Annotated in this window: 13 protein-coding genes, 3 tRNA genes and 1 pseudogene; 7 read left to right on the top strand and 10 right to left on the bottom strand. The window is 65.7% G+C overall.

The window, feature by feature from the left end:
• Positions 1-50 precede the first annotated feature (50 nt).
• Positions 51-698: a TetR/AcrR family transcriptional regulator gene (locus HH308_RS09680; RefSeq protein ID WP_170193988.1), complete on the top strand. Its 648-nt coding sequence runs from the start codon at positions 51-53 to the stop codon at positions 696-698.
• A gap of 122 nt (positions 699-820) precedes the next feature.
• On the opposite strand, the pseudogene HH308_RS09675 reads toward HH308_RS09680, so the two are convergent.
• The 3 genes and pseudogenes from HH308_RS09675 to HH308_RS09665 form a co-directional block, all read right to left on the bottom strand.
• Positions 821-1,105: pseudogene (locus HH308_RS09675) on the bottom strand (nucleotidyltransferase domain-containing protein); the annotation flags it as partial.
• A gap of 85 nt (positions 1,106-1,190) precedes the next feature.
• Complete coding sequence (locus HH308_RS09670) at positions 1,191-1,556, bottom strand: hypothetical protein (protein ID WP_170193987.1); 366 nt, start codon at positions 1,554-1,556, stop codon at positions 1,191-1,193.
• Positions 1,557-1,701: 145 nt separating this feature from the next.
• Positions 1,702-2,055 carry a hypothetical protein gene (locus HH308_RS09665; protein WP_170193986.1) on the bottom strand — a complete coding sequence of 118 codons (354 nt, stop codon included), beginning with the start codon at positions 2,053-2,055 and terminating at the stop codon, positions 1,702-1,704.
• A 281-nt stretch (positions 2,056-2,336) separates the two neighbouring features.
• Here HH308_RS09665 and HH308_RS09660 point away from each other — a divergent pair, with 281 nt between their 5' ends.
• From HH308_RS09660 to HH308_RS09650, 3 genes are all read left to right on the top strand, one after another.
• Positions 2,337-2,690 carry a hypothetical protein gene (locus HH308_RS09660; protein ID WP_170193985.1) on the top strand — a complete coding sequence of 118 codons (354 nt, stop codon included), beginning with the start codon at positions 2,337-2,339 and terminating at the stop codon, positions 2,688-2,690.
• Positions 2,691-3,232: 542 nt separating this feature from the next.
• Positions 3,233-3,409 carry a hypothetical protein gene (locus tag HH308_RS09655; RefSeq protein ID WP_170193984.1) on the top strand — a complete coding sequence of 59 codons (177 nt, stop codon included), beginning with the start codon at positions 3,233-3,235 and terminating at the stop codon, positions 3,407-3,409.
• Between the two features lie 68 nt (positions 3,410-3,477).
• Positions 3,478-3,825 (top strand): hypothetical protein, encoded by a 348-nt coding sequence (locus HH308_RS09650; protein WP_170193983.1) that lies wholly within the window; start codon positions 3,478-3,480, stop codon positions 3,823-3,825.
• Positions 3,826-4,142: 317 nt separating this feature from the next.
• Here the strand turns inward: HH308_RS09650 and HH308_RS09645 are convergent, their stop codons facing one another.
• The 7 genes from HH308_RS09645 to HH308_RS09615 all read right to left on the bottom strand — a co-directional run bounded on the left by HH308_RS09645 (position 4,143) and on the right by HH308_RS09615 (position 8,444).
• Positions 4,143-4,304, bottom strand: coding sequence for a hypothetical protein (locus tag HH308_RS09645; protein WP_170193982.1), 162 nt, complete (start codon positions 4,302-4,304; stop codon positions 4,143-4,145).
• 337 nt (positions 4,305-4,641) lie between these two features.
• Positions 4,642-4,715 (bottom strand) — tRNA-Phe (locus HH308_RS09640).
• A gap of 59 nt (positions 4,716-4,774) precedes the next feature.
• Positions 4,775-4,848, bottom strand: a tRNA-Asp gene (locus HH308_RS09635).
• A 40-nt stretch (positions 4,849-4,888) separates the two neighbouring features.
• A tRNA-Glu gene (locus HH308_RS09630) sits at positions 4,889-4,961 on the bottom strand.
• Positions 4,962-5,049: 88 nt separating this feature from the next.
• Complete coding sequence (locus HH308_RS09625; protein ID WP_170194114.1) at positions 5,050-6,264, bottom strand: lipase family protein; 1,215 nt, start codon at positions 6,262-6,264, stop codon at positions 5,050-5,052.
• Between the two features lie 257 nt (positions 6,265-6,521).
• Entirely contained in the window at positions 6,522-7,262 is a 741-nt protein-coding gene (locus HH308_RS09620) for a GntR family transcriptional regulator (protein WP_170193981.1), read from the bottom strand.
• 30 nt (positions 7,263-7,292) lie between these two features.
• Complete coding sequence (locus HH308_RS09615; protein ID WP_170193980.1) at positions 7,293-8,444, bottom strand: acyl-CoA dehydrogenase family protein; 1,152 nt, start codon at positions 8,442-8,444, stop codon at positions 7,293-7,295.
• A gap of 173 nt (positions 8,445-8,617) precedes the next feature.
• On the opposite strand from HH308_RS09615, the gene HH308_RS09610 reads away from it, so the two are divergent.
• The 3 genes from HH308_RS09610 (at position 8,618) to HH308_RS09600 (ending at position 11,956) form a co-directional block, all read left to right on the top strand.
• A complete protein-coding gene (locus tag HH308_RS09610) occupies positions 8,618-9,463 on the top strand; it encodes an HpcH/HpaI aldolase/citrate lyase family protein (protein WP_170193979.1) in 846 nt (281 codons plus the stop codon).
• Entirely contained in the window at positions 9,460-10,458 is a 999-nt protein-coding gene (locus HH308_RS09605; protein WP_170193978.1) for a MaoC family dehydratase, read from the top strand. The genes HH308_RS09610 and HH308_RS09605 overlap by 4 nt, the downstream gene beginning before the upstream one ends.
• Positions 10,459-10,801: 343 nt before the next feature.
• Positions 10,802-11,956, top strand: a complete 1,155-nt coding sequence (locus HH308_RS09600; protein ID WP_170193977.1) for a CoA transferase — start codon at positions 10,802-10,804, stop codon at positions 11,954-11,956.
• The last annotated feature ends 20 nt before the right edge of the window (positions 11,957-11,976 follow it).

Genomic DNA, 11,976 nt, shown 5'->3' with positions numbered 1-11,976 from the left:
GGGTTTCTGATAGATTTATTCAAGAACTTCACGGAGGGAGGCCGCCGCCAATGACTACCGAGACCGCCGACGCCCCCGCGCGTCGCCCCGACCCACGTCGGGCCAGGACCCGCAACGCCCTGGTCGGAGCGGCCCGGCGACTTCTGGCGGACGGCAAGTCAGCGGTGAGCGTGCAGGAGATCACCGACGAGGCCGGCGTCGGATTCGGCAGCTTCTACAACCACTTCGACACGAAGGAGGAGCTGTTCGCCGAGGCGGTGGCCAGCGTGCTCGACGATTGGGGCGCATTGCGCGACGAGGTCGTCCGCGGCATCGAGGACCCGGCCGAGGTCTTCGCCGTCAGCTTCCGCATGGTCGGACGGATGCAGCGCCACCTGCCCGAACTCGTGCGCGTGACGCTGCATCGAGGAATGTCTGTGCTGCTCACCGACCGTGGCCTGCGCCCCCGAGCCCTCGCCGACCTCCGCCGCGGGATCGACGCCGGGCGATTCACCGTCCCCGACGTCGAGATGGCGCTGATGATGTCGGGCGGAGCTCTCCTCGGCCTGGTCCAGCTACTCGACGCGTATCCGGAACTCGACGACGCCGAGGTCTCCGACGACTACGCGCGACACGTTCTGCTCATGCTCGGCGTCGAGCAACAGGATGCAGATCGTATCGTCGCGCTACCGCTTCCAACGATCTCGCTGCCGTTCTGATCCGCGAGCGGCCACCGCGCGCTTGGCCGCCTCGCCAAGATGCTCCGCGGCGTCGAAGAACTCGATCGCGTTGGACAACCGGCCCGCGGTGACCACGGAGTCACAGTCCGCTAAACCGCCCATCAGGATCTTCTCGCCGAGCGCAGCTGCGCGTTGAACCAGGCCCGCGTGCCCGCGACAGTCAGCCCCTGCTTCGACACGTCATCGAGCAGGGGCTCCCCAACAGCGGCCGCGGCGCGAAACTCCTCATACGCGTACTCGACGATGCGTCCGTCGTTGCCGGTCCACGCGGCGATCAGTCGTGCGAGTTCGGTCAACCGTTGCTCCCAGACATCGTCGTCGGACTCAGTCCCGCGCACGAGGATCACGTCGATGTCGCTGCCGAGCGTCATTCGCCCGATCGCTGATCTCCTTGGCGGGATTCTCCGCCAGCCGAAGTTACCAAGAGCCCCGCCGGAGTGGATCGACACGATGCCCTGAGCATCGCCGAACTCAACGGACAGGCGTAACTCTCCCGGACTGCCCGATTCCCTCGCAGGAGCCTGTGGCCAGCAGTGGGAGCGCGACGGTGCCGACGACGAACAGACCGAGCAGCACGAGGCCGACGATCCGGGTGACGCGACGGTGTGCGGTGAGCAGCGCACCCGCTGCCAGGGCCACGATCGTGCCGACGACCGCCCACAGGAATCCGAAGCCGTTCGTCGTGATGCGTTCGGGTACGCCGTAGGCCATGCCGCAAACCCGTCGTCCGACCGCGTGGGCGGCCTGCCACGAGACGAGGGCTCCGACGAGGCCGATCACCGGCATCGTCACGAGGACAACTTCCCGCGGAATCCGGCGGACCCGGTCTCCAATCATGTGGACAGACTACGAGGAGCGAGGGTCAGCGGCGTTAAGCGGTGTCCAGCCGGCCCAACTCCTCCGAATAGATCTCGTCCTCCGGTGTTGCCCTGCGGACGCTCCTCCAGCAGGTTCTTGACCATGCACCGCTCGCTGGCCTCCATCAGGTGGGGGCCTGCGCCTGACGGAAGGGTGTCCGTCGCCTCCTCTCGTTCACGAACCTGATCGACACGAAGAGTCCGATGGTGACCACCGCCAGAAGCCCGCTGCCGAGGAAGAGTAGACCTCGCAGATGGTTTGCCGACTCTTGCTGACCGAGCGTGTACTCCCCTCGCCGGGTAGGTCCATTCGCCGCACCATCTACTACCAGGTTTTCGACAGACCTGCCGGTGTGCCAGCACAGATCGTTTTCGGACATCGCGTCGAATCCACACTGCGCCGGGCTCGTGATCAGGCTCGACCCCATCCAGATCGCGAAGATCCCCAGCCCGAAGCAAACGGGCAGGGCGATCAGCACCCTCGCCGAGATAGCGGTCCCGGCGGATCCGGTCCTTGATCGATGTCGGCTCACACGAGAACGATAGAGCGAGAAGCGACCACGGAATCGGCGGGGCCTCAGGCCGCCTGATCGTGAAGCATCACTGCGTGCGTCTCGATCTGTCCGACCCGTCGGCGGCGAGAATCGCGTCGAGACGGCTAGCATTCTGTGGTGAATCGCCGAGCGATCCTTGTCGTGGCCCCTGTCCGTGTCGTACGGCCTGCTGCGGCTTGCACGGGTAGGCGCTCGACATTCCTTTCATGACTACTGCCTCACCGAACGACCGCCCATTGGCGATAGCGTTGGTCGTCGTGCAATGCCCGCTCGTGTTCCTCGGCTACGGTCTCGCGCAGCTTTCGAAACTCGACGACAGTCATTGCAGCTTCCGTCCCGGAGACGGCTACGCCGACTGCGGCGACCCATCATGGCCAGACAGAGCGGCAACGGCCGGCGCGATCGGCGGCGGCGCTCTCCTTGTTCTCACCGCGGTGTCGATCGGCTGGGCCATCGCTCGCGGTCGACGAAGCCTGCCGATCGCAATCTGGTTCCTTGCCGTCCAGGCGCTGCTTCTCTGCGTGACGGTCTGGATGGCTGCTCAGTTTGGACCCGCCTGAACCACGCGTTATGCGGCGCGGCGGCCAGGTGGTCGAGCGAGGGGTGCAGTTGCTCGTCGAATATCCGCGAGGAGTGTCGGCTGCAGCTCCCGAGGCACCGCACCGCGAGCAGATTGAACGCGCTCGCCGACGCTGCTGCCACCCTCTCGGCGATCACCTCGGGTACGGAGAAGCGGGAGGCACGATGACCCATAGCTGGGTCATCGTCGTAGGTCACCGCGCGGCGATTAGATCCCGAACGGGTCACTCTGGGTCATCGGAGTCTCGGCAGAATCCACCCCAGACACCACAAAAGCCACCCGTCACCGGGTGGCTCTCAAAGTGGCCAGGGCCGGGATCGAACCGGCGACTCAGCTTTCAATCCTGCATTCTAGACATATCTCACATCATCTCAATTAGACTGTCCGGCAATGTGTTTCGCACTTGCCCTTGACCTCGTACCGTCCGTATACGTCTCGCTGATTCTCGGGTATTTCCGTTGAGTAAGCGATTGCACCGAGCTATTCTGAGCGGTTCCGAACTCGCAGAGAAAGGGAAGCGTCATGCGCAGCGAGCACCACACGACTGCCGACGAGTTCGACTTGGCGTCGAGCTGGCGTCGGCTGCTCGTATCGTTCGAGCGGGCTGGCACCGCGAAAAGGATCAAGGTGCGCTCACATCGTCATGACCGGCGCATCGCTAAGACGAACGCCGTACGCGACTGGCGTGACGAGTACTGAACCCGCGTGAAGGACTGCTCTCACCAGCCCGCAAAGCTCGACCGAGCTAAGTTCAAGGAGGATGGGGGATGGCTCTTGATGCGTTCGATACTGCGGTGGAGGTCGCGCAGCTCGCGCTACGACGGCAACGCGTGTACCGGCGCGGGTGGATCGGCGACGACGGAACGGTGATCGTGTCCCTGAACACGCCTCTCGCCGACGACGCCGAAGTTTTTTGCGGTCACGGGGTGTCGTACGCGGTCGTCTCACTCAACGGCGACGTCGTCACCCGGCCGATCCACGTGCTGTTCGATCAGATCGCGGGCATGACTGAGGTCGACCGAATCGACGAACCGATGCCGGCCGAGCTGATTCCGCCACGGCTTGATCGGATCCGGACTCGACTCACCCGCACCGTGAGGAGGGCAATCGGATGATGCCCCCTCGGGCGGCACTAAGCCGAATACGCCAGGTGCGAACATTGCGCCGATGCTGGGCTCCACGCTGGCGCTGGGCAATCTGCGATGGCTGACGATAGATGGCCGACTACTGTCTGTCACCGAGGATGATGTCGAGACTGAACAATCAATTCGCCATGTCGAACATGATTGGGATCTTGAACTGTGCCCTGGCGGAGGTGCCGTCCGGCTGACTGACATGACTCGGCCTTACTGGGAAGACGCGGCCCGCCGGGCCGGATACGACCTTGACGATCTACTGAACGCTCGCCGAGATTAGCCGTCGTGCAGTTCGGTCATCGCATTGGCTCCAGGTGGTCGTCGGTGTTGAGTCGGAACCGCTGGTGTGGCGAGTAGCCGTCGCTGCGGAGTCGGTCACCGGCTATCTCGGGCAGCTCCCACAGCCACGCCTGCACGACGTCGCCCGCGGCCAAGAGCGGGTGCACAGCCCCGGTCAAGTGCCTGGTGTATCGCGGAGGTGATTGCCAGCGCCTCGTCGTTGATCCAGGCCTCACGTATCCACGTGCCCGCCGGTCGACGATCCGCACGCCTCACGACGCACTCCAACGAGCCTGCGCGGCCCTCTGATGCTGCCACGACACAGCCGCCGGAGCCGCCCGGCCGCAACAACGCCGATCAGCTCGGCCACGCGTGGCCGTCGATGACTCAGGATGTGTACATGAAGCGGAACGTGATCCACAAGGAGGTGGCGAACGTGATGGACCGAGCGGTCCGTATATCCGCTGAATAAACGTCGGATTGTCACTCCGGTTCGGGTGGAAACACCCTTTGAAGTGGCCAGGGCCGGGATCGAACCGGCGACCTTCCGCTTTTCAGGCGGACGCTCGTACCAACTGAGCTACCTGGCCGCAGCACCGACCAACAAGGGCCGAAACCTAAAATCACCGGCTATTGCCGGTGATTTCAGCGACCTTGACGGGACTTGAACCCGCGACCTCCGCCGTGACAGGGCGGCGCGCTAACCAACTGCGCCACAAGGCCTTGCTGCGTGCCGAACCGCTCGTTTGCGATCCGACCTGCGTACCCCCTACGGGATTCGAACCCGCGCTACCGCCTTGAAAGGGCGGCGTCCTAGGCCGCTAGACGAAGGGGGCCGGTGTTCTCCGTTTGGGAGCTGAATCAGCTTATGACACGAGTATGCGAAAAAACAAATCAGCTGGTCAGCAGCGGTTTTCGGCCATTTCAGCCGACATTGCAACCGAGCGTCGGACGGCCGTCCAGACGCGCCGTGATGAAGCGATCGGCGTCGGCTTCGAACAGCGGAAATGCGCCGCCGTGACTCTGGCCGGCGTAGCGCGTGAAGTGCACGCGGGCCCCCTGTCGGCAGTATTGGGCGGCAAGATTGCGGACGTCGGCGGTGATCATCACGCCGTCACCGATCTGCCCGTTGATCTGCCCGACGCCGAGGAACATCGGGATCCGCGGCAGCCCCAGCGTCCCCATCACGTTGTCGGCGATCAGGTCGCGAACAACCGCCACCTGCAGCAGGCTGGTGTAGGGCGCCTTGACCATCTGCGCGTCCGTGAGGCCCGGGTACTTCGATGCGAACGACGCAATGCACTTGTTACGCACCTGCGCGATCAACGACATTCCCTTCGGCGACAGGAACTTGGAAACGTCGAGGTTGTAGGTCCGGCGATAGGCTTCGACGACGGCGGGAATCACGCCCGCCCAGCTCTGACTACCGCTCACATAGCTCAGGTTGTGCGCCAGATTGACCGGCAGGCCGCCGCCGGCCGCACCTTTGATCGCCAGCTCCGGCGCGTACGTCGGGGCGAACTCGGCAGCGAACTGCGTCGGCACCGACCCACCCGAATATCCGAGGAGCGCAACCGGTGTCGACGCCGGCAGACGCAGGAATGTCTCGGCCGCACGAATGCCGTCGAGCGCCAGCTTTCCCTCCTGCCGGGCGATGGTCCACTGCTCGTGCAGCCCTTCGTAATCCGGCACGACGACGGTGTAGCCGCGTGCGACGTAACTGCCGATGAGCGACTGCTCGACCCGGCTGATCGGCGTCGGCTGGTAGCCCTGCAAAGTGTAAGAAGGATCACATCCGGAGCCGAGAGCGTCGTAGGCCATGTGGTAGGAGATGATCTTCGTCGGGCGGTTGCCGCGCGGCCGCAGCACCGTGGTGACACCCGCGATGGGCTGGCCCAGGTTGCCGACGCTGCGGTACATCAGCTGCGTCGAGTCCACCGGCACGGTCAGTCCCGCGGCGACGAACCGCGATGGCCGCTGCTTCAGGATCTGACCTGCACTCTTATTGCTCAGATTGCCGCTGTAGGTGTAGAAAGGGTCGCTCGACGGCGGTGCTGCCTGCGCGGCCGGTGCGGCGACCACACCCCCGATCACCAACGCGCATGTGAGAAATATCACCGAAACTACTCGACGCACCATCAAACCCTTACCTCCACTGCGAACCATTGCTCCTCAACAGTGACCGACGACTCGCCGGCCCGCTCATCGAATAGCGAATCCCATCGCCACGCGGACCGCAAACCGCCCGGTTTGCAGACCCAGCGCCGCACCGATCCGCCGGTCTCGACGACAATCGGCGCTGGAAGGTTCCCCGTTCACGTTCGGGGTCGGGCATTTCGGCGGATTTCTGGATCAACCGGGAACATCTCAGACGCTTCGATGGAGGAAGAAGCCGTCTACGACCTGCGCTTCAACGTCACGCGATAGGTGTAGTACTCGGGCAGGAAATGACTGACCGCCAGCTCCACGGCGACGCCGCGCGAGTCGGAGTACATGCGGTCCACCCGCAGCACCGGCTGCCCGACGTCGCAGTTCAGTTGCGCGGCAACCTCGTTCGACGCCGCGGTCGCCGTGATCGATTGCGCGCACTCTTCGATGGGGTGCACCAGGTGCGGTTCGAGCAGCCCGATCATGGTGTACGAGCTGACCGCCCCCGTCGCGACTTCGGGGGCGTCGAGCACCAGCCGGGCGATCTCCTCGGGCCACGACACCGTCGTCACGACGAACGGCACACCGTCGTGGAATCGCTGAAATACGATGCGGTACACCACATCTGTGGCCAGCCGCAGTCGGCCGGCGGCGTCTAGGTCGACCCGTCGGGCAGGCGCCGACAGGACCCGCATGTCGGTGTCCGACGACAGATTCATCAGATCTTCGATCGATCCGAGCTGGCGCAGGTAACGGCCGCCGTTCTCGGTGGCGAACGTCCCGCGCCCGGCGACGCGGTAGACTACGCCGTCGGCGACGAGCTCCTGAAACGCGCGCCGCACCGTCTGCCGGCTCAGCCCGTACCGCTGCGACAGTTCCGCCTCGGTCGGCAGTCGCGCGCCGTCGCGGTATTCGCCGTCGGCGATCCGCGCACGCAACTCAGCGGCCAGCGCCTTGTACGCGGGCTCCGCACCGTCGAGCATCTTCATCGCAGGCGATGGTGTCGCGTCGACGACGGCTCAGATGCCGCCGCGCGAGACCAGCTGCGCCGCGATCACGTTGCGCTGAATCTCGTTGGTGCCCTCGCCGACGATCATCAGCGGAGCGTCGCGGAAGTACCGTTCGACGTCGTATTCGGTCGAGTATCCGTAGCCGCCGTGGATGCGCACCGCGTTGAGTGCGACCTCCATCGCCACCTCCGACGCGTACAGCTTGGCCATGCCCGCTTCCATGTCGCAGCGCTCGCCGCTGTCGTACCGCTCCGCGGCGTGCCAGGTGAGCTGGCGGGCCGCGGTCAGCTTGGTGGCCATCTCGGCGAGGTAGTTGCCGATCGACTGATGCTTCCAGATCGGCTGCCCGAAGGACTCCCGCTGCTGAGCGTATTCCAGCGAATCCTCAAGTGCCGCAGTCGCGACGCCGAGCGCGCGGCACGCCACCTGGATGCGGCCGGTCTCCAGTCCCTTCATCATCTGACCGAACCCCTTACCCGCCTCGCCGCCGAGAATCGACGACGCCGGGACGCGATAGCCGTCGAAGGACAGTTCACACGTTTCGACGCCCTTGTAGCCCAACTTCGGCAGGTCACGAGACACGGTCAAGCCGGGTCCGTGTTCGGCGAGCACGATCGAGATGCCCTTGTGACGCGGCGTCGCACTCGGGTCGGTCTTGCACAGCAGCGCGATCAGACCGGAGCGGCGGGCATTGGAGATCCACGTCTTGGATCCGTTGATCACCAGGTCGTCGCCGTCGGCGCGGGCGACGGTCGCCATCGCCTGCAGGTCCGATCCGCCGCCCGGCTCGGTCAGTGCCATCGTCGCGCGCATCTCGCCGGTCGCCAGACGAGGCAGGTAGCGCTGCTTCTGCTCCTCGGTTCCGAAGAGCGTCAACAACTTTGCGACGACGGTGTGCCCACCCATCGCACCGGCCAGGCTCATCCAGCCACGCGCCAGCTCCTGAGTGACCTGCGCATAGCACGGCATCGACACCGGTGCGCCGCCGTATTCCTCCGGCACCGCGAGTCCGTAGATGCCGATCTGCTTCATCTGCTCGATCCATGCCTCCGGGTACTCGTTCGCGTGTTCGACTTCCTGCACCGTCGGCTTGACGTCGCGGTCGATGAAGGCGCGCACCGTTTCGACGAGAAACGACTCTTCGGCATTGAGCTTGGTCATGAATCCACCTGCACGTCGGAGGCCCGGATCGGGCCGCACTGATTTGTACGGCCATTTTGCGCAAATGTTGCGGCTGCGTCAAGCCCCCTTCCACAGATACCAGCGCGTCTGCTAGAACTGAGTACGTAAATGGCCGCACATTTGACAGATAGATCGATCCGGGAGAAATCACCGTGCACACACTCCGACGACGCGCCGTTCTGGTCGCACCGGCTTCCGACGACCGCAAGGCCCGCAAGGCGCTGGCATCGGCCGCCGACGAGGTGGTCCTCGACCTCGAGGACGCCGTCACCCCGGCGAACAAGGCCTCCGCGCGCGCCGCGGCGGCCGAACTCGTCGCCGAGTTCGGCGCCACCCGCGCCGTCTCGATCCGCGTCAACGGTTTCGATTCCGACTGGGCCGTCGACGACCTACAGGCTTGCGCCGCAATGGGTTCGGCGTTGTCGTCGGCCATCCTTCCGAAGGCCGAGTCCGCCGACCAACTCCGTGAGGCCGACCGGCTGCTCGGCAACACCGCGGCCCGCCTGCAGATCTTGGTGGAGACGCCGATCGGCATCCGCGACATCGGCTCGATCTGCACCGCGACCGACCGGCTCGACGCCGTGATCATCGGCTACGCCGACCTCGGCGCGACTCTCGGCCGCGGACCGGGCGCACCGCAGTCGGTGTGGCACGCGATTCAGGACTCGGTCCTCGTCGCCGCGCGCGCGGCCGGTGTGTCGGTGATCGACGGCCCACACCTCACCATCGCCGACGACGACGGATTCCGTGCCGCCAAGACGTGGGTCCGCGACCTCGGCTTCGACGGCACCTGGGTCATCCACCCGGCACAGATCGACACGGCCACAGCCATTTTCACTCCCGACGACGCCGCGATCGTCGACGCCCGGGCAGTATTGAAAGCACTCGACGACGCCGCGCAAGCGGGTGCGGGAGCCGCCAAACTCGACGGCCGCATGCTCGACGAGGCGCTCGCCGTCTCCGCACGCCGCATCCTCGCGAAGGCGGGCGAACTGTGAGCGGTGGGGTCGCGGTCGGCGGCCCGTACTTCGACGAGCTGAGTCACGGACAGCGATTCGACGACGCGCCGTCGGTGACGTTGACGTCCGGGCTCGCCGCCACGCACCAGGCGATTCTCGGCGACCGGATGCGTCTGCCGCTCGACGCCCACCTGTCGCGGCGGATCACCGGATCCGACGCCGCCGTAGCCCATCCCGGCCTGGTCACCGACCTCGCCATCGGACAGTCGACGCTGGCCACCCACCACGTCAAGGCCAATCTCTTCTACCGCGGACTGAGCTTCCGCAATTACCCGCATCTCGGCGACACGTTGTCGACCGTCACCGAAGTCGTTGGACTGCGGGAGAATTCGTCCAAGCCCGGGCGCGCCCCCACCGGACTCGCCGCGCTACACATGGTGACCACCGACCAGGACGGCACCGTCGTGCTCGACTTCTATCGCTGCGCGATGCTGCCGTTGTCGCCGGAGCCGGATGCGGCGCGCACGGTGCACGCCGACGATCTGTCGGCGATCGGGCCGGCCGGGCCGACCACTCCGGTCGTCCCCGACTGGGACCTGCCAGGTCTCCGCAGTACCGTTGGCGGACAACACTTCTCGCCCGACCTCGCCGGCCACGTCTACACCTCCAGCGGCGACGTCGTATCCAGCGCACCGGAATTGGCGCGCTTGACGCTGAATATCGCTGCGACACACCATGATGCGCGAGTCGGCACCGCCGGACGGCTGGTGTACGGCGGTCATACGATCGGCATCGCACTGTCGCAGGCGACCCGCGCGCTGCCGAATCTCGCAACCGTCGTGGGGTGGGATTCGTGCGATCACACCGGTCCGGTGCACGAGGGTGACACGTTGACCAGTGAGCTGACCGTTGAGCAGGCGACCCCACTGGAGACCGGCGGACTGCTGCAGCTGCGTTCGGTCGTCTACGCGGTCGACGCCGACGCCCCCGCCCGCGAAGTCCTCGACTGGAGATTCTGGGCACTGCTGGCATAGCGAAGACACCAGCCACCAGCAGGTTGAATTCCACCCCGCCGGTTGAGCCGAGCTCGACGAGCGCCAGCTCGACGAGCCCCACCCGCCGGTTGAGCCGAGCTCGACGAGCGCCAGCTCGTCGAGCTCGAGTCGAAACCCCGCGACACGACCCCGCAACTGGCCCGATGCGTTTGGCCGCATGGCAGCGTGTCTTGCGAGGTTTCGACACGGACTTCGCTAGCGCTTCGTCCGGCTCAACCAGCTCTCAAAACCTCGCAAACGCTTCGTCCGGCTCAACCACCTGGGCCGATTTCTACAACTGAATGCGCCGACCACCCACCCCATCGACATCCGAGGATCCGCCATGACCACCACCCGCCCGCTCGACGGCATCCGCATCGTCGAGATCTCCAGCTTCGTCGCGTCGCCGCTGTGCGGGTTGACGCTCGCCCAGCTCGGCGCCGAAGTGATCCGCGTCGATCCGATCGGCGGCGCGTCCGACGTCAAGCGGTGGCCGCTCACCGACGGCGATAACGGTGCGCCGGTGGGCAATTCGATCTACTGGACCGGACTGAACAAGGGCAAGAAGTCGGTGACCGCAGACCTGCGCTCCCCCGACGGCCAGGCGCTCGTGCAGCGGCTGATCACCGAGTCCGGCCCGGGCGGCGGCATTCTGGTCACCAACTCCGGTGGCCGCGACTGGATGAGCCACGAGACGCTCGCCGCGCTGCGCGCCGACGTCGTCACCCTCGAACTGCTCGGCGGCAGCGACGGCTCGCCGGCCGTCGACTACACCGTCAACGCCGGCCTGGGCTTCCCGTTCATCACCGGTCCGGTGGACCACGACGGTGTCGTCAACCACGTCCTGCCCGCCTGGGATGTGGTGTGCGGATTGTATGCGGCACTTGCCATTACGGCCGCCGTGCGCAAGCGGGACCAAACCGGTGCGGGCAGCCAGATCCGCCTGCCGTTGGAAGACACCGCGCTGTCGATCGCCAGTACCCTCGGCTATCTCACTGAGCCGCAAGTCAATTCGCAGGGACGCCCGGCTACCGGCAACGACGTCTACGGCACCTACGGTTCGGACTTCGCCACCGCCGACGGCGGACGATTCATGATCGTCGCGTTGACGCGCAGGCACTTCCGCGATCTGGTCGAGGTCACCGGCACCACCGATGTCGTCGCCGCGCTGGAATCCGCACTGGGAGCGGACTTCTCATCGGAGACCGACCGCTTCACCCACCGCAAGGTTCTCAACGCGCTGTTCGCCGGCTGGTTCGCCGAGCACAGCACCGCCGACGTCGAAGCGGCGTTGGCCGGCACGTCGACGCTCGCGCAGCGGTATCGCTCATTCGACGAGCTCGTCGCCGAGGGGACCCTGGCCACGCACCCGTTGTTCGCCGAACTCCACCAGCCCGGCATCGGAACCTATCGCGCCGCGGGTCTGCCCGCGGCGTTCGACGGCGAGACGTACTTCACCGGGCCCGCGGTGGAGCTGGGGTCGTCGGAGTTGGGGTGACCGGAGTCTCCCCGGCCGAC

Source organism: Gordonia asplenii (assembly GCF_012933505.1).
GTDB classification, from domain to species: Bacteria; Actinomycetota; Actinomycetes; order Mycobacteriales; family Mycobacteriaceae; genus Gordonia; species Gordonia asplenii.
The sequence above is the reverse complement of the archived record's forward strand: the minus strand, read 5'-3'. Positions and strand labels throughout refer to the sequence as shown.